General features: G+C 61.3%; 16 protein-coding genes. 11 read left to right on the forward strand and 5 right to left on the reverse strand.

Annotated features, from left to right (window positions below; translation table 11 throughout):
- The first annotated feature begins 581 nt into the window (after positions 1-581).
- Positions 582-2276: a carboxylesterase/lipase family protein gene (locus tag ACP_RS15870; RefSeq protein ID WP_041839675.1), complete on the forward strand. Its 1695-nt coding sequence runs from the start codon at positions 582-584 to the stop codon at positions 2274-2276.
- 477 nt (positions 2277-2753) lie between these two features.
- Here ACP_RS15870 and ACP_RS15875 read toward each other — a convergent pair whose 3' ends face one another.
- Positions 2754-3815, reverse strand: a complete 1062-nt coding sequence (locus ACP_RS15875) for a P63C domain-containing protein (RefSeq protein ID WP_015898356.1) — start codon at positions 3813-3815, stop codon at positions 2754-2756.
- Between the two features lie 527 nt (positions 3816-4342).
- A complete protein-coding gene (locus tag ACP_RS18420; RefSeq protein WP_169306000.1) occupies positions 4343-4489 on the reverse strand; it encodes a hypothetical protein in 147 nt (48 codons plus the stop codon).
- A 169-nt stretch (positions 4490-4658) separates the two neighbouring features.
- On the opposite strand from ACP_RS18420, the gene ACP_RS15885 reads away from it, so the two are divergent.
- From ACP_RS15885 to infB, 3 genes are all read left to right on the forward strand, one after another.
- On the forward strand, positions 4659-5264 hold the full coding sequence (locus ACP_RS15885; RefSeq protein ID WP_015898358.1) for a ribosome maturation factor RimP: 606 nt from the start codon (positions 4659-4661) through the stop codon (positions 5262-5264).
- A gap of 98 nt (positions 5265-5362) precedes the next feature.
- Positions 5363-7009 (forward strand): transcription termination factor NusA, encoded by a 1647-nt coding sequence (nusA, locus tag ACP_RS15890; RefSeq protein WP_015898359.1) that lies wholly within the window; start codon positions 5363-5365, stop codon positions 7007-7009.
- 157 nt (positions 7010-7166) lie between these two features.
- A complete protein-coding gene (gene infB / locus ACP_RS15895; RefSeq protein WP_015898360.1) occupies positions 7167-10352 on the forward strand; it encodes a translation initiation factor IF-2 in 3186 nt (1061 codons plus the stop codon).
- A gap of 86 nt (positions 10353-10438) precedes the next feature.
- Here the strand turns inward: infB and ACP_RS15900 are convergent, their stop codons facing one another.
- Positions 10439-10660 carry a hypothetical protein gene (locus ACP_RS15900; RefSeq protein ID WP_148215188.1) on the reverse strand — a complete coding sequence of 74 codons (222 nt, stop codon included), beginning with the start codon at positions 10658-10660 and terminating at the stop codon, positions 10439-10441.
- 136 nt (positions 10661-10796) lie between these two features.
- Here ACP_RS15900 and ACP_RS15905 point away from each other — a divergent pair, with 136 nt between their 5' ends.
- The 4 genes from ACP_RS15905 to ACP_RS15920 are packed head-to-tail and all read left to right on the forward strand — an operon-like array spanning position 10797 to position 15498.
- Entirely contained in the window at positions 10797-11813 is a 1017-nt protein-coding gene (locus ACP_RS15905) for a 4-hydroxy-3-methylbut-2-enyl diphosphate reductase (protein WP_015898361.1), read from the forward strand.
- 41 nt (positions 11814-11854) lie between these two features.
- Entirely contained in the window at positions 11855-13894 is a 2040-nt protein-coding gene (gene shc / locus ACP_RS15910; protein WP_015898362.1) for a squalene--hopene cyclase, read from the forward strand.
- 21 nt (positions 13895-13915) lie between these two features.
- Positions 13916-15046 carry an adenosyl-hopene transferase HpnH gene (gene hpnH / locus ACP_RS15915; RefSeq protein ID WP_015898363.1) on the forward strand — a complete coding sequence of 377 codons (1131 nt, stop codon included), beginning with the start codon at positions 13916-13918 and terminating at the stop codon, positions 15044-15046.
- A 5-nt stretch (positions 15047-15051) separates the two neighbouring features.
- Positions 15052-15498 (forward strand): hypothetical protein, encoded by a 447-nt coding sequence (locus ACP_RS15920; protein WP_015898364.1) that lies wholly within the window; start codon positions 15052-15054, stop codon positions 15496-15498.
- 150 nt (positions 15499-15648) lie between these two features.
- Here the strand turns inward: ACP_RS15920 and ACP_RS18185 are convergent, their stop codons facing one another.
- Complete coding sequence (locus ACP_RS18185) at positions 15649-15825, reverse strand: hypothetical protein (RefSeq protein WP_169306001.1); 177 nt, start codon at positions 15823-15825, stop codon at positions 15649-15651.
- A gap of 254 nt (positions 15826-16079) precedes the next feature.
- Positions 16080-16349, reverse strand: coding sequence for an HU family DNA-binding protein (locus ACP_RS15925; protein WP_015898367.1), 270 nt, complete (start codon positions 16347-16349; stop codon positions 16080-16082).
- Between the two features lie 153 nt (positions 16350-16502).
- On the opposite strand from ACP_RS15925, the gene dcd reads away from it, so the two are divergent.
- From dcd to metH, 3 genes are all read left to right on the forward strand, one after another.
- Entirely contained in the window at positions 16503-17054 is a 552-nt protein-coding gene (dcd, locus tag ACP_RS15930) for a dCTP deaminase (protein ID WP_015898368.1), read from the forward strand.
- Positions 17055-17110: 56 nt separating this feature from the next.
- Positions 17111-17731 carry a LuxR C-terminal-related transcriptional regulator gene (locus tag ACP_RS15935; protein WP_052294846.1) on the forward strand — a complete coding sequence of 207 codons (621 nt, stop codon included), beginning with the start codon at positions 17111-17113 and terminating at the stop codon, positions 17729-17731.
- A gap of 162 nt (positions 17732-17893) precedes the next feature.
- Positions 17894-21367 carry a methionine synthase gene (metH, locus tag ACP_RS15940; RefSeq protein ID WP_015898370.1) on the forward strand — a complete coding sequence of 1158 codons (3474 nt, stop codon included), beginning with the start codon at positions 17894-17896 and terminating at the stop codon, positions 21365-21367.
- Positions 21368-21435: the final 68 nt, after the last annotated feature.

Consider the following 21435-nt stretch of genomic DNA (forward strand, 5'->3'; position numbering starts at 1 on the left):
CCTCGCTAGCCCTAAGAATCCAATTCAAGTTGCTCATATTGTTCCGTTTGGCGTCGGAATCACTCGGTTCCGACTCACGCCTGAGTGGCTCGATGGATCCCATAACCTCGTTTGGGCCCACAAGCGAGGATGTAATAAAGGCTGTGAGATTTCTGTTAATGAGATTCCTCGATATCTAAAACAGAAGTTTGGGATCGAGATGCCGATCTTTGCTTCGCCGGAAGAACGGGCAAAACGCCCCTGAGTTTTCGTTCCGATGTGGCGTGGCGGAAGTCATGCGCGGATGCGATGCCGTGGTGTGGAGGCGGTGGAAGAGGGCGGCAGGAATTCATGTGAGTGGCTTCTTTCGGCGGGGTGGGTATGCGTTTTCTCAGGAAATAGCTGAGATCAGTGCGGATACCCCATTTTCTTTGGGATAAAGCGTTTTATGTGGTTGCCGTTTGTGGGGGCCAGCCGGTAGTATTCGGGGGCCGCGGGCCGGGCTTTTTGTCTGGCCACGAAAGCGCAGGGCTGACGGGGGTCAGGCTTGCGGGGAGTGGCGCCGCGGGAGCTCGAGTTCAAGACCTCATAAGGAAACTGCCATGTCGAAATCGAAGACCGGGAATGAATTTATGTTGAGCCGCCGCGCCGCGCTGAAGCTGTCGGCGGGGGCGGGAGTGGCCGCCGCGATGGGCCAGGTGGCTCACGCCTCCGACAGCACCAAGACGGGCGTGCACCAGCAGCAGCCGCCGTACTGCTCCACGCCGGACTCGGCGGTGGCGAGCACGAAGTATGGCAAGGTGCGGGGCTTTGTGTCGGGCAATGTGTTCACGTTCAAGGGCGTGCCTTATGGGCAGGACACGGGCGGGGAGAACCGTTGGCTGCCGGCAAAGGAGCCGGCGGCGTGGGAGGGTGAGTATCCGGCGCTGATATATGGGGCGAACTGCCCGCAGAATCTGCATGACTGGCACAGCCAGGAGCAGGTGTTCATTCAAGACTGGGATGACGGCTGGCAGAGCGAGGACATGCTGAAGCTGAATGTGTGGACTCCGTCGCTGAGCGGACGCCGGCCGGTGATGTTCTACATTCACGGCGGCGGGTATGAGTTTGGCTCGGCGTATGAGCTGCCGTCGCACGAGGGCGCGAACATGGCGCGCTACCACGATGTGGTGGCGGTGTCAGTGAATCACCGGCTGAATGCGCTGGGCTTTCTGGACGTGTCGGAGGTGGGCGGCGAGGAGTATCGCGACTCCTCGAATGTGGGCATGACGGACCTGGTGGCGGCGCTGCGCTGGGTGAAAGAGAATATTGCGAATTTTGGCGGCGACCCGGATTGCGTGATGATTTATGGCCAGTCGGGCGGCGGCGGCAAGGTGGCGACGCTGATGGGCATGCCGGCGGCGCAGGGGCTGTTTCATCGCGCGGCCATTCAGTCGGGCGGCGCATTCTTTGGCTCGGCGGCGGATGCGAAGGCGCTGACGCGGCAGATGATGAAGGACCTGGGGCTGGCTCCGAACGATATTGGCGCGCTCAGGAAGATGGACTGGCGGGAGCTGATGACGGCCGCGGATGTGGCGCAGGGCAAGCTGCCGGCCAATCCGCACATGCCGTTCAAGATGCATGGGCCGCCGCACCACTTCTGGATGCCGACGAGCGATGGGCATGTGATTCCGGGGCTGCCGTTCGAGGATGCCGCGCCGGAGATGTCGAAGCATATTCCGCTGATGATTGGGTCGGTGAGCGAAGAGGGCAACATGATGGCGTCGCGGCCCACCGAGGAGGAATGGCGGGCGGGGCTTGCGCGGGCCTACGGCGAGGAGCGGGGCACGGCGATTGCGGATGGGCTGAAGAAGGCGTATCCGCACAAGAGCGTGCGCACCTTGTCCTATATGTGCAGCGGGGGCGGGTTTTTGAATGCGCTCTCGATGCGCAACGGCGTGGTGCGGATGGCGAAGCTGAAGCATGATCTGAAGGCCGCGCCGGTCTATACGTACTACTTCACGTGGCAGACGAAGATTCTGGATGGGGTGCCGGGGGCGTGGCATACGTCGGACTTGCAGTTCTGCTTTGACAACACGATGCGCTGCGAGCAGGGAACCGGTAATACTCCCGAGGCGCAAGCGCTGGCGCGAAAGATGGCGACGGCGTGGGCAAACTTTGCGCGAACGGGCAATCCGAGCCAGCCGGGCATTCGCTGGGAGCCGACGGACCCGGTATCAAACCGGACGATGGTCTGGGACAACGTGCCGCGGATGGTGGATGATCCGGACGGGGCGCTGCGCAAGCTGGTGCTGTGAGAAGTGGCCCTGGCTGGGCCATGGTTGCGGCCAGACCCGCAAAAAAAACCTCCATTAACGTCCTGTAACTAGTTGAAAGGAAGTGACTTGCCAGACATTAGGCTGGCAAGTCCTTTAGGATCAACGCGAATTAACCCCCTATCCGTTGCCCCCTGGCATCGGAAAGCTCAGAAAGAGACCGCTTCGGGCGGTCTTTTTCTGAGCTTCTATTTTTATGCTAGCGGATTGCAGGGGAATTCCCGGCAGGGTGGGAGGCGTAGCGGGGTTACTTCGGGCATGGAGTGGGGCCAGATAGGTAAGTTGGCGAGTTGGCCCATGTCGGTGCCTGTTGCAAGCTAGGACAGGGCATCCCGGTTAGAGAAGTTCCATCCGCGACGTTTGGCTGGACCACCGGCCCTTTTATCGGCAATAAATACGCTGACTAACCCAATCGCTTTATTTGTGGTGGCGGCCTCGGGAGTGAAGGCCGCCAATTTTTCATTTCTTCTGTCCTGCGATTGCCATCGTATTTTCGTGGTCGAAGAGTGGCATAGACGGATACCTGGGGAGGGCGCGATTCATCATCTTTATAAACGCTTCCCAGTCGTCGTTTACCTTCATGAGCGTAATTACTGAGGCCAGATGGGCGCGAAGTGAAGGATCGCCAACATCCTCCGTTAGACGCTGAAATAGCTTGTGCTTACGACGTCCTCTTTCGTTTTTGGGGTTAACCTCTTCTAGTCTCTGCCTCACTCCTGGGGCAAGCCGGTCATAAACAAGGTCGAGCGTCAATTTACCAACCAAAGGAGTTTTCCTCACTACGTCTTCCTTAAAGGGCCATTTTCGAAGGCGGAAGAGTTCTCGATAGAACTCATCGGGAAAGGTCTTCACCCACTTTCTAAACTCCGAAGCAATGAACTTCTCCAAAACCTCTTGGAGCGCATCTCTCGTCCGCGAGTATTGATATCCGGTCGCCTCATCTACTAATGCGATGATCCCTGTATGGGCGAGTCCGCGCATCAAAATTTCAGCACGCGCTGCTATGGGAATCTGCCCTGCCGTCAAGACGCCAGCTTCTCTTGCCTTGAGCCATACGTCGCAAACCTGGGGAAGGTCCGTTGCATCAAGTCCGTGTGATGGGATTGTCTCGTTGCCGATGCGGTAAACAATGGGGTTTTCGCCCGCCAGAGCTAGCTCTTTCGAAATAAAAGGTCTAAGGTTTTTTGCCATGAGGAAAAACGGCAATTGCCCACCACCCCATTCAGCTTGACGCTTCCAGTCTTTGCCGCCTCGCCCACGTCCAAGCACTCGCCCGACACCACGCTGCGATAGGACCCGACGCCCGTCAGCCAAAACCGCGCACGGAATCACCAGATCTCCGATATGCAATTCCCCGACGTGCGTGGCTTGTGGGGGGTTCTTCGGTCTTCCTCCGCCGCGCTTTTCACGTTTTGCCTGAATCTCCGCGTAATACTCGGGACCGCGCTCAGCGGTTTTTTTACCGCCCCGCTTCCCAAGCTCGGCCGCCGCGAGTGAGAAGGTTTTCTCGTTGTCATCCATGCCCAGAAGATACTACATGCGCCTCTAGTTTTCATGATTATTTTATTTTTTCGTTGAAAACAGCAAGCGAGGTCTGTAGGATGGTTCCCAGAAATGAAGAACCCCGACCATCGCGCTAAAGCCCCATACTTCGCTCTGCGAAGTATGGGGCTACCCGGCGAGTCAGTCGTAGGGCAGGCAGGTAAATCCCGGGTCCGAACGGACGGACCCGGGGCACCCGGTAAGCACGAGGCACACGCGGGGGGAGTTTTTGTGGGGGCTGAAGTCCTTTTTCTTTTTGTGGTCGTGATGGCATGGCTGAAGCCATGCCCTAATACGGGGCTTCGGGGGATTGGGTGCATGGCCCGGACGTGGTGGACGGGGAGTATCCGGGGCGTTCAGATTGTTTCGCCAGCGGAGGCAGTGCTGAACAGCATTCGGGTTGCGCGTCTTTGAGGGAATCCCCGGGGCCGAGCGAACGGACCAGGGGCACCCGAGCGAGCGAGGGGTTGAGTATTATCCCGAAGGGACGGACCCCGCCAGCCGGGCTACTCTTCGCGGAGTGCCTGCATGGGTTGGACACCGGCGGCACGACGGGCCGGGATGGCCGCGGCGAGGGCGACCATGAGCGCGGTGACGCCCAGGGCTCCGGCCAGCGTGTTGGGATCGTAGGTTGTGACAGGTGTTCGGAGCAAAAGGGCGGCACTGGCCGGAATTTTATGCATCCTATAAATTGAGCCTTTGAAAGTTTCCGCATAGAGCGGTAACCTGTAAGTGCGGACAAACGCATCCGGCGCGCGGCAGGGTTTCCAGGCGCGCGGAGGCGCAGTGGGCGAAAGCCCACTTTTTATTTGCGGCAAAGATATGGCATTTGATCTGGACACAATTCGCTCGGCGGCGCAGCGCGTCGCGTCTTCGCACGGCCTGGACGTGGTGGACGTGGAGTATCAGGGCGGCGCAAAGCACCGCATGCTGCGCATCTTCATTGAGAAGAACGCCGAAGAGCGCGCAAAACTGGCTGCACAGAGTTCCGGGCGCGTCGAGACGATTGAAGTGCACGAAGAGATGCCGCGCGAGGGCATGAATCCGGAGCACTTCTCGGGCGTGACGCATGAGGATTGCTCGGCGTTCAGCACGGATTTTGGCACGCTGCTCGATGTGGAAGAGCTGATGCCGGGGGCGTCGGAGTATACGCTGGAAGTTTCCTCGCCGGGGCTCGACCGCAAGCTGCAGAGCCGCGCCGATTATGAGCGCTTTGCCGGCAGCCTGGTGAAGCTGAGCACCTTTGAGCCGGTGAATGGCAATCGTCACTGGCAGGGCCGGATGGCGGGACTCGACGGCGACACGCTGCGGCTCGACCTGACGGCAATGAAGCAGAAGGGCAAGGGCAAAGAGAAGAAGTCCGCTGCCGAGACAGTGGAGATTGCGCTGGGCAATGTCGAGAAGGCGCAACTGATTCCAGAGATTTAAGGGCAGGTCACTCCGGTCTGGCGGATGCCGGCGCGCGTGCGTCGCATCACAGACAGCGATGCGGCCCATTTTTTAGAAGGATTGAATCGAGAGAACTTATGGCAAGTGTTCTTTACCAAAGCATCGAAGCGCTGAGCCGGGACAAGGGCATTGATCCCGAAGTGGTGGTAGGCGCGGTCGAAGATGCGATCGCGCTGGCGACACGCAAGTATTACAAGACGCAGGAAAACATGCGCGCCGAGCTGGACCGCGAGACGGGCGAGATTCGCGCGTACATCTATAAGGCTGTGGTGGAGACGCCGGAGCTGATTGAAGATCCGCTGAACCAGATCACGCTCGAAGAGGCGCGGCAGCTTGCGCCGGGCGTGGAAGTGGGCGGCGAGATTCGCTTCTACAAGCCGACCGACGTGCTGGGCCGCATTGCGGCGCAGATGGCCAAGCAGGTGATCTTTCAAAAGGTGCGCGAGGCCGAGCGCGACACGGTGTTTAACGAGTATGCCCATCGCGTGGGCGAGGTGCTGACGGCGACGGTCAAGCGGGTCGAGATGCAGGACGTGATCTTTGACCTGGGCAAGGCCGAGGCCCGCATGCCGAAGCGCGAACAGTCGCGGCTGGAGCAGTTCTCAGTGGGCGAGCGCGTGCGCGTGGTGCTGCTGCGCGTGGATCGCGCGGCGAAGGGTCCGCAGGTGATTGTGTCCCGTGCGGCTCCGGAGCTGGTGACGAGCCTGTTTCAGGGCGAGGTGCCGGAGATTTACGACAACACGGTGACGATTCGCGCCATTGCCCGCGAGGCGGGCGAGCGCACCAAGATTGCCGTGATGTCGCGCGACAAGGACGTGGACCCGGTGGGCGCGTGCGTGGGCATGAAGGGCATGCGCGTGCAGTCGATCATTCGCGAGCTGCGCGGCGAGAAGATCGACATCATCGAGTTCAGCGAAGAGGTGACTACCTTTGCCGAGCGCGCACTGCAGCCGGCCAAGGTGAGCCGCGTGAGCATTGCCGATCTCTCAGAAAAGCACCTGGAAGTGATCGTGGACGACACGCAGTTGTCGCTGGCGATCGGCAAGAAGGGACAGAATGTGCGCCTTGCGGCCAAGCTGCTGGGCTGGAAGATCGACATCAAGAGCGAGGAAGAGAAGCGCCAGGAAGTCGAGCAGCAGATGGGCGGCTTCGCGCAGGGCGGTACGGCCACGGCGATTGAAGAAGTGAAGGAGCTGGGCGAGTCGATCATCCAGAAGCTGGTCGCGGCCGGCATTACGACGGTCGAGTCGCTGGCCGACATGACGCCGGAGCAGCTCGAAGAGATTCCGGGCATCGGCGAAAAGACGCTCGAGAAGATCAGCACTGCGGTGCGTCACTACTTTGGCCAGTACGAGCCGGGCGAGGAACGCCCCGCGGTTCCGGAAGCCGAGCAGGCGAAGCTGGAACAGGCCGAAGCGATTGCGGATGCGCAGGCAGCCGAGGAAATCGATGCTCTGGAGCAGGACCTGACGCAGGCCGGCGAAGAGCTGCCGCACTCCGATGGCGAGGAGGATGGCTCCGGGCCCGTGCATGATGAGTTGGCCGCCGAGGAGATCTCTGAGCTGACCGAGAGCGGGGAAGCGCTGGAGACCGAGGGCGCCGAGTCCATGGTTCCCGGGCGCGAAGACACGAGCGAGCGGCTGGCGGAGCATGCCTCCGCGGTAGATGAAGGAACAGGCGTGGAGAGCGCCGAAACGAACCCGGACGGGGACAAAGGTGCGTAATGCGCCTGCGTCTTCGTTCACGAAGTAACAGTATCCCGGAGATGAGTGCGCGTATGAGTGCGAATCGGGGGATAATAGAAAAAGACGATCCCGCGTCTGCGAGGCCATTTATGACGTTGTGAATGCGCGGGTGAACCGGCAGAAGATATAGGGGCGGATGAGTAAAGTTCGAATCAACGATTTAGCGCGGGAACTGGAAGTCAAAAGCAAAGCGATCCTCGATGCATTGGCCGATTGCGGCGTTACCGAGAAGAAGACCCACTCCAGTTCTCTTGAGGCGGATGAGGCAGTGCGCGTGCGTGCACACTTTGCGCGCGGCAGCCGCGGTGCGGGCCAGGGTGGCTCGCGCCAGCAGAATGAGCCGAAGCCCAAGATTGACTGGTCTCGTGTCTCCAAGCCTGGAGACGTGTTGAAAGCCATTCAGGAGCGGAACGAGCAGGAGACCGTTGCGGCGGCCCGTCCGGCGGCAGTGCCGGTTGCGCCCAAGGCTCCCGTGAGCGCGCCTCCGGCGGCTCGTCCTTCCGCGCCGCGTCCGGCCGTGACGGCGGCTCCGCCGCCCGTGGCGGCCCGGCCCGCAGGGGTGCAGCCCGGTTCGCAGCCGGCGGTCTCGGTCCAGCATGGTGCCGAAGCACAAAAGCCTGCTCCACGCCGCATTGTTCCTCAGCCCCGTCAGCCTTCGGCCGTGGTGGCCCCGCCGCCCGCGGCCACTCCCGCGATTGCGGCTCGTCCTCCGGCAGCGCCGGTGGCCGTCAAGCCGCCCGTGACGACGGCTCCCATTGCACAGCAGGAAAAGCCCGCTGCCCCGGCAGCGCAGGAAGTGAAGTCAGCATTGGCCACTGGCCCATCGGTCCCCGTTGCGGTGAGCCCCTCGGTGGTTGTGGCCGCAGCGCCGCCCCCCGCGACAGCATTCCAGGCGCCGGCGGCTCCTGCAGCGCCTGCCGCCAGCCAGAGTGCGCCTCAGGAAGCCAAAACTCCTGCGGCAGAAGCGCCCCCGGTTGCTCCGGAAAAGCCAGCAGTTCCGGCTCCTCCGCAGCGCCGTGTCATTATGCCGCAGACCGGGCCACGCCCGGTGTACACGGCTCCTCCGCCCTCGGCTTCGCCGGTGACGCCGCGGCCCTCGGGTGGCGGAATTCAGCGCGGCAAACCCATTTTTGATCGCCGGCCCACGGGGAATTCTCCGGGCGGACCAGGTGGACCTGGTGGCGGATATGGCCAGCGGCCCTCCGGTCCCGGAGGACGCCGCCCCATGCATCCGACGCGCAACCAGCCGGGCGGTGGACCGCCGGGCGGTCGTCCGGGCTTCAACAATGGTCCGCGTCCGGGATTCGGGCAGCGGCCAGGTGGATTTGGGCAGCGCCCCGGAATGGGCGCGCCGGGACTGGTGCCGCCTCCGGGCGATACGCCGGGCCGTCCGCAGCGTCCGGGCGCAGGCCAGAAGCGCGGTGGCCGCAGCAATCAGTATCCGAAGAGCAAAGAAGGTCCGATGAAGGGCTTTGCGCCGCCGTCGCGGTTTGGCGGCGCGCAGATTCCGACCGAGCCGTTGCCGATCACGCGCACCATCACCGTGACCGAAGGCATCAGCGTGAAGGATCTGGCCGAAAAGCTGGGCGTTCGCGGCAAGGATCTGATCGCCACGCTGCTGATGCGCGGCGTGTTTGTGACCGTGAATCAGTCGCTCGACGGCGAGCTGGTGAAGGACGTGGCGCGGCAGTTTGGCGCGGATACGACGGTTATCAGCTTTGAAGACCAGATGGCCAACGAGGCCTTTGAGAATCTGCTGTCGCAGGAAAATCCGGACGAGCTGGAACTGTCGCGGCCGCCGGTGGTGACTGTGATGGGCCACGTGGACCACGGCAAGACCTCGCTGCTGGACGCGATCCGCGAAACGGATGTGGCCGGGGGCGAAGCCGGAGGCATCACCCAGCACATCGGTGCCTACAAGGTGCGCATCAACAAGGAAGACTCGCCGGCCTTCGGGCGCGAGATCGTCTTCCTGGATACGCCGGGCCATGAAGCCTTTACCCGCATGCGTGCGCGCGGCGCCAAGGTGACCGACATTGTCGTGATTGTGGTGGCCGCCGATGACGGCGTGATGCCGCAGACGCTCGAAGCCGTGGATCACGCCAAGGCCGCCAACGTGCCGATCATTGTGGCCGTGAACAAGATCGACAAGCCGGAAGCGCAGCCGGACCGCGTGAAGAAGCAGCTTGGCGATCGCGGACTGGTGCCCGAAGACTGGGGCGGCAGCACGGTGTTTGTGGATGTTTCGGCCAAGAAGCGCCAGAATCTCGACCTGCTGCTCGAAATGATCTGCCTGGTGGCGGATCTGGGCAACCTGAAGGCGACTCCGGGCCGCTCGGCCGTAGGCACGGTCATTGAAGCCAAGCTTGATCGCGGGCGCGGTGCGGTGGCCTCGGTGCTGGTGCAGAATGGTACGCTCCGGGCGCAGGACAGCTTCATTGTGGGCAATACCTTCGGCAAGATTCGCGCCATGTTTGACGACCGCGGACGCGCGATTGAAGAGGCTGGTCCTTCGACTCCGGTCGAAATTCTGGGCCTCGAAAATATGCCGGATGCGGGCGACACCTTCCTGGTGGTGGCCGATCGCGACAAGGCCAAGGGCATTGCGCAGTATCGCCAGATGAAGGAGCGCGAAGTGCAGTTGGCGAAGTCTTCGCGCGTCTCGCTGGAGGGCCTGGCCGAGCAGATCAAGCAGGCCGGCATGAAGGAACTGCCGCTGATCCTGAAGGGCGACGTGACGGGCTCGGTCGAAGTGCTGGCCGACTCGCTGCAGAAGATGTCCACCGAAAAGGTGCGCATCAAGGTGATTCACTCGGGCGTGGGCGCGATTACCGAGAGCGACGTGCTGCTGGCGTCGGCCTCGAATGCGATCATCATCGGCTTCAATGTGAAGCCGGATCGCAAGTCCGCCGATCTGGCCGAGCAGGAGAATGTGGAGATTCGCCTGCACACGATCATCTACGAGCTGCAGGAAGAGATCACCAAGGCGATGCTGGGGCTGCTTGATCCTGTCTTCAAGGAGAGCTACCTGGGCCGCGCCGAAGTGCTCAACGTCTTCAAGATTCCGAAGATCGGCACCATCGCCGGCTGCCGCGTGCTCGATGGCGTGCTGCGGCGCGACTCCGAGATTCGGCTGATGCGCGGCGGGGAGCAGGTCTTCAAGGGCAAGCTCACCTCGCTCAAGCGCTTCAAGGATGACGCGAAGGAAGTCACCAACGGCATGGAGTGCGGCGTGGGCCTGAATACATCAGACATTCAGGTGGGCGACACGGTGGAGGCGTTCACCATGGAACGCGTCGCCGCGGAGCTGACCGCGCAGTAATGCACGCAACCGGAACACAGCAAAAGCCCCGGCGATGAGCCGGGGCTTTTTGTATGTTGAGCGAGGACCGAGCCTTCAGCCTGCGGTTATTCCTGCTGGAATGATTCGGAGACCTCGCGGCTGAAGAAGAGCAGAGCATTGAGAACGATCAACACGCCCAGGGCGAGGCCGATGCAGAAGTGGTCGAGCGTATCGCCCTGTTGAGCCAGCCCAAACGGCAACCAATGCGACGGGAAAAGGGCTACGCACAGGGCCAGCGCGGAGAGAAGTACGCCGACGCGGACAGGGAAGAGGGCGTTGCGTTGCATGAGCCGCAGCTTAGCACTGAAAGATAGGATACGGTCAGGAAAAGCGCGAGACGCAGGCAACCTTTCGGGTTCCGGAGTGAGCAGGATTTGCCCGAAAGATGCTGCAAAGGGGTGACTGCACGATATACTTATAGCTGTGACGACTATCACCGATCAGCCCACTCCCGCCCACGTTTCTGCCCCTGATGGCGAGCGTAAAGTCCTCCTTCTGAAGCCGCGCGGATTCTGCGCCGGCGTGGTGCGCGCCGTGGATATTGTGCGCATTGCGCTCGAGACCTTTGGCGCGCCGATCTATGTGCGCAAGGAGATCGTGCACAATCGCTTCGTGGTGAACGAGCTGGCCGAGAAGGGCGCGATCTTTGTCGAGGACATCGATCAGGTGCCCGAGGGCAGCCGCGTGATTTACAGCGCGCACGGCGTTTCGCCGGCGGTGCGGCAGCAGTCCAAGGACCGCAACCTGCGGGTGATCGATGCGACGTGCCCGCTGGTGACCAAGGTGCATGTGGAGGCGGTGAAGTTTGCCCGCCAGGGCTATTCGCTGGTGCTGATTGGGCACCGCGACCATGAGGAGATCGAGGGCACGCTGGGCGAGGCTCCGGACGTGACGACGGTGGTTTCGAGCGCGGCCGAAGTGGCGGCGCTCGAGGTTCCCGACCCGAACCGCGTGGCCTACCTGACGCAGACGACACTCTCGCTCGATGAAGCGCGGGACATGATCGAGGCGCTCAAGAAGAAGTTCCCCAATATTGTGGGGCCGCACTCGCAGGACATCTGCTACGCGACGGAGAACCGCCAGGTAGCGGTGAAGAACGTGGCGCATCAGGCGGACCTGGTGCTGGTGGTGGGCTCGAACAACAGTTCGAACTCGAACCGGCTGGTGGAGGTTTCGCGGAACCTCGGCACCAAGGGCTACCTGATCGACAACTCGAAGGCGATTCGCCCGGAGTGGCTGGAAGGCGTGGCCACGGTGGCGGTGACGGCTGGCGCCTCCGCGCCCGAAGTGCTGGTTGAGGATGTGGTGAAGTACCTGGGCTCCAAGGGCTTTGGCTCGGTCGAAGAAGTGGAAGTGATGCCGGAGAATGTGCGCTTCGGGCTGCCGCCTGAGATTGTGCAGGCGATTCAGGCCGCGCCGTCTTCTCCTGTGTCCGCTTAAACGTTGTTCACCAGAAATCGACGGGAAAGCAACGAGTTCGCATGAGCGTATCGGAAAGAGCGCAACCCGGGGGGAATCCTATTCCGGGAAGCACTTCGCAATCCGCAGTGAAATTCGGGCGCATTGATGCGGCCCTGGAAGATGTGAAGCGCGCGATCGCGGGCGCGAAGGACCGCGTCTTTGCGCAGCAGAGCAAAGACGGCTGGTGGTGCGGCGAGCTTGAGGCCGACTCCATGCTCGAGGCTGACTATATCTTCGCGCACACGCTGCTGGGCACCGGCGATGCGGGCAAAATGAAGCGCGCTCTCACCGAGATGCTGCGCTACCAGAATGAAGACGGAAGCTGGAGCATCTATCCCGGCGGCCCCGGCAACATCAGCCTGACGGTGAAGTGCTACTTCTCGGCCAAGCTGATGGGCATGACCGCCGATAACCCGATCCTGGTAAAGGCACGGGAGTGGATTCTGGCCCACGGCGGTGTGGTGGAGTGCAACACCTTCACGAAGATTTATCTGTGCTTCCTGGGGCAGTACGAGTACGACGCAGTGCCGGCGATTCCGCCGGAGATCGTGCTCTTCCCGAACTGGTTTTACTTCAACATCTACGAGATTTCGTCGTGGTCGCGCGCCATTCTGGTGCCGCTCTCGATCGCGTATGCGAAGAAACCGTTCAAGAAGATTCCGCCTGAGCAGGGCATTGATGAGCTGTTTGTGGGCGGCCGCGAGAAGGCCAACCTGCACCTGCGCTGGGACAGCAAAAACCTGCTGAGCTGGCGCAATTTCTTTCTGGCGCTCGACCGTGTGACGCACTGGTTTGAGCGGGTACACATTCGCCCGCTGCGCTCGATTGCGCTCAAGAAGGCCGAGAAGTGGATGCTGGCGCGCTTTGAGATGTCCGATGGATTGGGCGCGATTTATCCAGCCATGCTGAACGCCATCATTGCGCTGCGCTGCCTCGGGTATTCGCTCGATGATCCGCAGGTGCTGCGAGCAATGGATGAGTTTGAGAAGCTCGGCATCGACGAGCCCGAGGGCACGGCGGAGTATGCAGAGCCGACCTTCCGCATGCAGCCCTGCGTTTCGCCGGTGTGGGACACGGCGCAGGCTGTCTTTGCGCTGGGCGAGGCTGGCGTGCCGAGGAACGATCCGCGCATGCAGAAGGCCGCCGACTGGCTGCTCTCAAAGGAAGTGCGGCACAAGGGCGACTGGGCCATGAAGGTGCGCAATGCGCAGCCGGGTGGCTGGTATTTCGAGTTCAACAACGAGTTTTATCCTGACGTGGACGACTCGGCGCAGGTGCTGCTGGCGCTGAACAAGGTCGATAATCCGCGCGAGCGCTACCAGTACGACGTCTGCCAGCGCGCCATTGACTGGATCTTTGCGATGCAGTGCCGCAACGGCGGCTGGGCGAGCTTTGACAAAGACAACACGAAGATGATCTTCCAGTACGTGCCGTTTGCCGACCACAACGCGATGCTCGATCCGCCGACGGTCGATATCACGGGGCGCATTCTGGAGATGCTGGCCACCTACGGCTACACGCGCAAGGACCGCCGCGTGGAGAAGGCCATCAAGTTCATCTATGACGAGCAGGAGCCGGACGGAAGCTGGTTTGGCCGCTGGGGCGTGAACTACTTGTACGGCACCTTCCTGGTGCTGCGCGGGCTGGAGGCCATCGGGGTGTGGAACCACGAGCCGCAGATTCAGCAGGCGGCGGAGTGGATTCGCTCGGTGCAGAATGCCGATGGCGGCTGGGGTGAGACCTGCGGCAGCTATGACGACCCCAACACGCGCGGCGTGGGACCGAGCACGCCCTCGCAGACGGCATGGGCCATTCTGGGGCTGCTCTCAGCCGGTGATGATCGCAGCGATTCGGTGGCCAAGGGCATCAAATGGTTATTGGCGCACCAGAAGCCCGATGGCGGCTGGGATGAGAGCACCGGCAGTGGATCGAAACATCAGGCGCTGTACACGGGCACCGGTTTTCCGCGCGTGTTCTATCTGGCGTATCACCAGTACCGGGATTACTTCCCGCTGCTGGCGCTGACCAATTACGAAAAAGCCATGGAGCGCGGCGAATAAGCCGGCGGAGGATTTGTAACAATGGCCGTACCCATTTCACAGGCATGGACTGTTGCTTCATATGTGCTGAAGCAGAAGATCAAGGGACGCAAGCGCTATCCGCTGGTGCTCATGCTGGAGCCGCTGTTTCGCTGCAACCTGGCGTGCGCCGGCTGCGGCAAAATTCAGTACCCCGCGCACATTCTGAAGCAGGAGCTGACGCCGGAGGAGTGCTTCCGCGCGGTAGAAGAGTGCGGCGCGCCGATGGTGTCGATTCCGGGCGGCGAGCCTTTGTTGCATCCGCAGATGCCCGAGATTGTGGCCGGGCTGGTGGCGCGCAAGAAGTACGTTTATATGTGCACGAACGCGCTGCTTCTTAAAGAGAAACTTCATCTCTTCAAGCCGAGCAAATATCTCTCCTTCTCAGTGCATGTGGACGGCCAGCGCGAGCATCACGACTTCTCAGTGTGCCGCGAGGGCGGCTATGACATTGCGATGGAAGGCGTGCGCGCGGCGGTGGCTGCGGGCTTCCGCGTGACGACGAACACTACGCTGTTCGACGGCGCGGACCCGAACTCAGTGCGCGCGCACTTTGACGAGCTGATGGCGGCAGGAGTCGAGAGCATGATGGTCTCGCCGGGCTACACGTATGACAAGGCTCCTGACCAGAATCACTTTCTGGGCAAGGCGCGCTCGCGCAAGCTCTTCCGCATGATTCTGTCGAACCGCAACAAGAGCTGGCAGTTCAACACGCATCCGCTCTTCTCAGAGTTCCTGATGGGCAAGCAGCACTTTGAGTGCACGCCCTGGGGCATGCCGACCTTCTCGATCTTTGGCTGGCAGAAGCCCTGCTACCTGCTGCAGGACGGCTATGCCGATACCTTCGCCGAGCTGATGGAAGCCACGAAGTGGGAGGAGTACGGCGCGAAGAGCGGGAATCCGCGCTGCGCCAACTGCATGGTGCACTCCGGCCACGAGGCATCGGCGGTGGACTACAACTTCAGCTCGCTGAAGGGCTTTCTGACGACGGCGAAGAAGTATATGTTCCCGTCGCTTTACCCGGATGCGGACGCGCAGAAGATGCTGAACGAATGGAAGCCGGAGCATCCGCAGCCGCTGGTGCAGATTGCGCCGCAGGCTCACGAAACGATGGAAACCGTCTCAGGAGACTAGTCCGCATGGCAACAGAACAGCAGGAACGGGCAAAGACAGACCAGTTGCGGATTCACAACGCCGATGAGCTGGAGCACATCGCAGGCCGCGAAAAAGAGGATCTGCAGGGATGGATTCCTTCGCTGGCGAGCGATGAGGAAATTCGCGTGGCGCTCGAAAAGGCCTTTGATTATCGCGGCGACATTACCTTGACGTTAAAGGATGGCCGCCAGGTGCAGGGCTACATCTTTGATCGACGCACGGGTACGTCGCTGGCCGACTCGCTGGTGAGGATGATTCCCGCGACCGAGCGCACGAAGCTGTCGATTCCTTATGCCGAGATCGCGGCGCTGCACTTCAGCGGGCGCGATACGGCGGCGGGCAAGAGCTTCGAGGCCTGGGTGAAGAAGTACTGGGAGAAGAAGGCGCGCGGCGAGAAGAACATTCAGATCGAGCCGGAAAAGCTGGACTAGAACTCACTATCCCCATGTCCGAAACCACGGACATGGGGCACCCCTTTTCTCTAAAACTCACCATTCCATGTCTAGACACACGGACATGGGCACCCCTTAATCTTTGATCTGGTGTCCAGGCGGATGTCCACGAGGCAGCCGTGAGAGGATTTACGCGGACTCCTCGCCCTGCTGGGGCGAGGTTGCTTTTTGGGGCTCGATGCGGCCGTGCAGGGCAACGATGTCTTCCGTACTGCAGACGTGCTCCGCTTCCTGCGCGCTGAGGCTGTCGACCGGGCCTGCCGCTCCTACGGTGCGAAAGCAGCGCAGGCAAATGCTCTCATGCATACCAGACCGCAACGGACGATGGGCGAACTGCCGGTTCGAGGGCATGGCCGAGGCCTTTTTACAGATGGATTTGGCTGGATAGTAGCACGGTTTTAGAAAATGGTCGCGTCAAACTTTGGGTGGAAGGGAAGTTCTTTTGCCGGGCCGTTGGCGCGCACAAGGGCCTGAGATGTCCGGGCAAATGCCAGAAAGCACACGGCCCGATGCAGGCCAGTGCGGCTTGCATCGGGCGCTATCTTGGCACGCGAGAAATGCTAGTCGAGAATGTGCAGATCCTTGCCTGGCTTGAAGCGGACGGCCTTGCCGGGCGTGATGGAGACTTCGGTTCCGGTGCGGGGATTGCGTCCGATGCCGGTTTTGCGGGGGCGCACGTTGAAGACGCCAAAGCCGCGCAACTCAATGCGCTGACCCTCGGCCAGGGCGTGCTTGAGGCTCTCAAAGACGGTGTCCACGGCATGTTCGGCCTTGGTCCGGGGCAGCCCGGTGCGTTCAATGACGTGGTGAATAATATCCTGCTTGATCATAGGGTCACCTCGGCGGCGCGGAATATGAAGTTAGAACGATGCTAGGAAGAACGCCCCGCATTGTCAACGCGTTGTCCCTTTCGTAAGATGCAGTTTCTGGAAGTATTTTGTTGCTTTCTCACTTAAATTGATACGAGGAACCACAGGAGCAGGATGTCCATCAAAAGCGATCGTTGGATTCGGGAACAGGCCCTCAAGGGCATGATTGAGCCCTTCAGTGAGAAGCAGGTGCGCGAGGGCGTGATTTCGTATGGCTTGTCATCGTATGGGTATGACCTGCGGGTCTCCAACGAGTTCAAGATCTTCACCAACGTCAACAGCGCGATTATTGATCCGAAGAACTTTGATGAGCGCTCGTTTGTCACGGTCGAGGCCGACTCGGTGATTGTGCCGCCGAACAGCTTTGCGCTGGCGCGCTCGATTGAGTACTTCCGCATTCCCCGCGATGTGCTAACCATCTGCGTGGGCAAATCGACCTATGCCCGCTGCGGCATCATTGTGAACGTAACGCCCTTTGAGCCGGAATGGGAGGGCTACGTGACGCTTGAGATCTCAAACACGACGCCGCTGCCCGCCAAGGTGTACGCCAACGAAGGGCTGTGCCAGATTCTGTTTTTTCAGGGCGACGAGCCGTGCGAGATCAGCTACGCTGACAAGAAGGGCAAGTACCAGAACCAGCAGGGGATTGTGCTGCCCAAGCTGTAACCTCTGTCTGCCGCGGGTCAATTGATTTGCAAGATGGCGAGCGAATAAAAATCGGATTGCTGGAGTTTGAGCCCCTCCGGGTCGCGGGGCTGCTCTCGATTTTTGAGGCAGCGCCGCAGTATGAGGTGCTGGCGACGGACATGAAGGACATCCTCGCCAACAAGTCGATTGACCTGGTGCTGTTTGGGCTGCAACCGCCGGAGTCGTTTGAGCGGCTTGCGCGGCTGCGCGCCGAGCGGCCCTCGCTGCGGTTGATTGTGGTGGGCTCGCTGCGCGACGATGAAACCATCATCAACGCCATCGCCGTGGGAGCCAAAGGCTACGTGGAGAACCAGGCCACGCCGGAGCAACTGCTGCAGGCCATCGAGGTGGTGCTGAGCGGGTCCATCTGGGCGCCGCGGCGTGTGTTGTCAAAGTTTGTGGACCGCATGCTGCACTTCTCCGCCAAGCCGGTGCGCCGGCATACCAGCCAGTTCACTGAGCGGGAGCAGCAGGTGCTGCGCCTGCTGGTGGCGGCTCGCTCAAACCGCGAAATCGCCGAGACGCTGGGCATTGAAGCGCGCACGGTCAAGGCCTATGTAAAGACGCTGATGGCCAAGGTGGGCGTGGACAACCGCGTGGCGCTCTCACTGCACGCGGCCAGCGCGGCGCTGGTGGAAGAAGAGGATGAGGCGTAGAGGCTTGTTCGCGGGGCCGGGATTCGGCGCGCCTTTTCGCCCCTGAAAAATCGCAGAACCGCTTTTCATCCAGTCATTTCGCTGTGGTTTGCTACAGGGAAGCGGCCTGTCTTCGGTACCATAGTCGGAATACCATAAAGCCAGGAAGACAGAGCGAGATCCATGTCCGATTTTCTTGAGGCCCTGAAGCAGCGAGTGCTGGTCTACGACGGCGCGATGGGCACGAACATCCAGAAGCACGCGCTCACCCTTGACGATTACTGGGGCAAAGAGGGCTGCAACGAGCTGCTGGTGCTGAGCCGTCCTGACATTATCCGCGACATTCACGCGAGCTTTTTTGCCGTGGGCTGCGACGTGGTGGAGACAGACAGCTTCGGCTCCTCGCGCATTGTGCTGGCCGAGTATGATCTGCAAGACCAGACCCGCGAGCTGAACATCGCCGCCGCGAAGCTGGCGCGCGAAGTCGCCGACAGCTTCTCCACGCCGGATAGGCCGCGCTTTGTGGCCGGCTCCATCGGGCCGACGACCAAGCTGCCTTCGCTGGGGCATATCAGCTACGACGACATGGCGCTGACCTATCGCGAGCAGATTGAGGCGCTGATTGAGGGCGGCGTGGACGTGCTGCTGATTGAGACCGCGCAGGATTTGCTGCAGGCCAAGATCGCCCTGGCCGCCTGCCATGACGCCATGCGCGCGACGGGCAGGCATCTGCCCATCCAGATGCAGGTGACCATTGAGGCGACCGGCACGATGCTGCTCGGCACCGAGATTGGCGCGGCGCTGGCGACGCTGGAATGCTTTGATCCGGACATCATCGGTCTCAACTGCGCGACCGGCCCGGCGGAGATGAACGACGCCGTGCGCTTCCTGTGCCAGAATGCGACGCGGCCCGTCAGCGTGCTGCCCAATGCGGGTCTGCCGCAGAATGTGGGCGGCCATGCGGTGTATGCGCTCACTCCTGAGGAACTGGCGAAGTATCACCGCAGCTTCGTGACCGAATATGGCGTGCAGGTGGTGGGCGGCTGCTGCGGCACCACCCCTGAACATTTGAAGGCGGTGGTCGAAGCGGTCAAGGACGCAAAGCCCGCGCCGCGCCACGTGCAGCCGCAGTCCGTGGCGGCGAGCGCGTTTTCAGCGCTGCCGCTTGAAGTGGATGGCCAGCCGGTCATCGTGGCCGAGGAGATGAATACCACCACGCGCGTCGAGCACTTCCGCAACATGGTGCGCGCCGGGGACTACGACGGCATTCTGGCGCTGGCCAAGAAGCTGGTGGCCGAGGGCTCGCAGATGCTCGATCTCTGCTGCGCCATTGTGGGCGAGGACGAGAAGGCCTACATGTGCTCCGTGCTCGAGAAGATCGCCACGCGCGTGACGGCGCCCATTCTGGTGGACTCGACCGAAGCCGATGTGATCGAAGAGGGGTTGAAGCGCATTCCGGGCAAGCCGGTCATCAACTCCATCAATCTTGAGGATGGTGAAAAGCGCACCAGCCAGGTGCTGCCGATGGCCAAACGCTACGGCGCGGCGGTGATTGCGCTGACCATTGACGAAGACGGCATGGCGCTGACGGCGGAGAAGAAGGTAGCCGTTGCGCGCCGCATTCACGACCTGGCGGTGAACAAGTATGGATTGCGCCCGCAGGATCTCATCTTCGATCCTCTGACGCTGCCCATCTCCACCGGGCAGGAGGACTATCGCACGGCAGGCATCGAGACGCTCGAAGCCGTGCGGCGCATCAAGCAGGAGATTCCTTACGTCAAGACGATTCTGGGCGTGAGCAACATCAGCTTTGGGCTTAACGCCTATGCGCGGCGCGTGCTGAACAGCGTGTTTTTGAAGGAAGCGGTGGATCGCGGGCTCGACTCGGCCATCGTGAACTACTCCAAGATTTATCCGCTCTACAAGATTCCCGAGCGCGAGGTGGAGCTGGCGCGGCGTCTGGTGTTCTACGACACGGTCGAAGGCGATCCGCTGCAGGCCTACATGGCCCACTTTGCCGGCACCAAGGGCAAGGTGCAGGATGACTCAGAAGAGCTGGCCTCGCTGCCGGTGGACGAAACGCTGAAGCAGTTGATCATTCGCGGGGAGCGCAGCGTGGGCTCCGGCAGCAACAAGCGCTCGCTCGAAGAGGTGCTGGAGTCAGCGCTCACGGATTGGAAGCCGCTCGACCTGATCAACGACGTGCTGCTCGACGGCATGAAGACCGTGGGTGAACTGTTTGGCGCGCGCAAGATGCAGTTGCCCTCGGTGCTGGACTCGGCCGCCGTGATGAAGGCCGCCGTCGCCTACCTTGAGCCGAAGATGGAGCGCGTCGAAGGATCGCAGCGCGGCACCATCGTGCTGGCCACGGTGAAGGGCGACGTGCACGACATCGGCAAGAACCTGGTGGACATCATTCTCTCGAACAATGGCTTCAAGGTGGTGAATCTCGGCATCAAGCAGCCGGCGGACACCATCATCCAGGCCGCGCGCGAGCATAAGGCCGATGCGATCGGGCTGAGCGGCCTGCTGGTGAAATCCACGCTCGAAATGAAGTATGTCGTGCAGGACATGCAGCGGCTGGCCATGGAGATTCCCGTCATCTGCGGCGGCGCGGCGCTCACACGCAAGTATGTGGAAGAGGATTTGCGGCAGGAGTATTCGCAGGGCGTCTTTTATGCCGAGGATGCTTTCGCGGGCCTGCACGTGATGACGGACATCACCTCAGAAGAGGCTCTGCGCGAGGCGCGCATGAGCGAAGGCCGCACGGTGAAAGTCTTCCCGAAGAAGCCGGTGGTCGAGGTCTCTGCCGTGGATGCGGCCGCGCCGGTGGTGCGTTCGTCGTGGGTGACGGAGAATCCTGAGGTTCCGGTGCCGCCGTTCTTTGGCGTGCGCGTCAAAAAGGACTATGACCTCGACACGGTCTTCGAGTACATCAACGAGATCGCGCTCTTCAAGAATCAGTGGCAACTGAAGACCGCCTCGGCCACCGACTACGCGCGGCTGGTGGAGGAGAAGTATCGCCCCGTGCTCGAAGAGCTGAAGACCGAGGTGAAGCGCGAGGGATGGTTCCATCCGCAGATGGTGTATGGGTTTTTCCCGGCGCAGAGCGAAGGCAACGACCTGATTGTGTATGACGCCGAAGACCCCGCAAAGGAGCGGCTGCGCATCACCTTCCCGCGCCAGGCGGAGGGCCGCAAGCTCTCGATTGCCGACTTCTTCCGGCCGAAGAGCGAGGGCGTCTATGACGTGGTGGGCTTCTCCGTGGTGACGATTGGCCACGAGGCCAGCGAAGTCACGAAGCGGCTCTTTGACGCCGGTGACTTCACGCGCTACCTCTACCTGCACGGGCTGAGTGTGGAAACGGCCGAGGCGCTGGCCGAGCTGGCGCACAGGGAGATTCGCCAGGATCTCGGCATCGCGGGCGAAGACGCGCCGCGCATCAACGATCTCTTCCACCAGAAATATCGCGGGTCGCGCTATTCCTTTGGCTATCCGGCGTGCCCGAATCTTGAGGATCAGACGAAGATCTTCGAACTGCTCGAGCCGGAGAAGAATATTGGAGTGCGCCTGACCGAAGGCTTCCATCTGGAGCCGGAGCAGAGCACCAACGCGCTGATCGTGCATCATCCGCAGGCGAAGTATTTTGTGGTGTAAGCCGCGCTGCCGGAAATTTGCCGCAAACCTGAAACAATAGAGACAGAGATTCACACGAAAGGGCGAGG

This window comes from Acidobacterium capsulatum ATCC 51196 (genome assembly GCF_000022565.1).
GTDB lineage: Bacteria > Acidobacteriota > Terriglobia > Terriglobales > Acidobacteriaceae > Acidobacterium > Acidobacterium capsulatum.

What these genes read in the sequence shown, in the direction of transcription:
- ACP_RS15870 (WP_041839675.1), top strand. Translation starts at nt 582, where the DNA reads ATGTCGAAATCGAAGACCGGGAATGAATTTATGTTGAGCCGCCGCGCC.
- ACP_RS15875 (WP_015898356.1), bottom strand. Translation starts at nt 3,815, where the DNA reads ATGGATGACAACGAGAAAACCTTCTCACTCGCGGCGGCCGAGCTTGGG.
- ACP_RS15885 (WP_015898358.1), top strand. Translation starts at nt 4,659, where the DNA reads ATGGCATTTGATCTGGACACAATTCGCTCGGCGGCGCAGCGCGTCGCG.
- nusA (WP_015898359.1), top strand. Translation starts at nt 5,363, where the DNA reads ATGGCAAGTGTTCTTTACCAAAGCATCGAAGCGCTGAGCCGGGACAAG.
- infB (WP_015898360.1), top strand. Translation starts at nt 7,167, where the DNA reads ATGAGTAAAGTTCGAATCAACGATTTAGCGCGGGAACTGGAAGTCAAA.
- ACP_RS15900 (WP_148215188.1), bottom strand. Translation starts at nt 10,660, where the DNA reads ATGCAACGCAACGCCCTCTTCCCTGTCCGCGTCGGCGTACTTCTCTCC.
- shc (WP_015898362.1), top strand. Translation starts at nt 11,855, where the DNA reads ATGAGCGTATCGGAAAGAGCGCAACCCGGGGGGAATCCTATTCCGGGA.
- hpnH (WP_015898363.1), top strand. Translation starts at nt 13,916, where the DNA reads ATGGCCGTACCCATTTCACAGGCATGGACTGTTGCTTCATATGTGCTG.
- ACP_RS15920 (WP_015898364.1), top strand. Translation starts at nt 15,052, where the DNA reads ATGGCAACAGAACAGCAGGAACGGGCAAAGACAGACCAGTTGCGGATT.
- ACP_RS18185 (WP_169306001.1), bottom strand. Translation starts at nt 15,825, where the DNA reads ATGCATGAGAGCATTTGCCTGCGCTGCTTTCGCACCGTAGGAGCGGCA.
- ACP_RS15925 (WP_015898367.1), bottom strand. Translation starts at nt 16,349, where the DNA reads ATGATCAAGCAGGATATTATTCACCACGTCATTGAACGCACCGGGCTG.
- dcd (WP_015898368.1), top strand. Translation starts at nt 16,503, where the DNA reads ATGTCCATCAAAAGCGATCGTTGGATTCGGGAACAGGCCCTCAAGGGC.
- metH (WP_015898370.1), top strand. Translation starts at nt 17,894, where the DNA reads ATGTCCGATTTTCTTGAGGCCCTGAAGCAGCGAGTGCTGGTCTACGAC.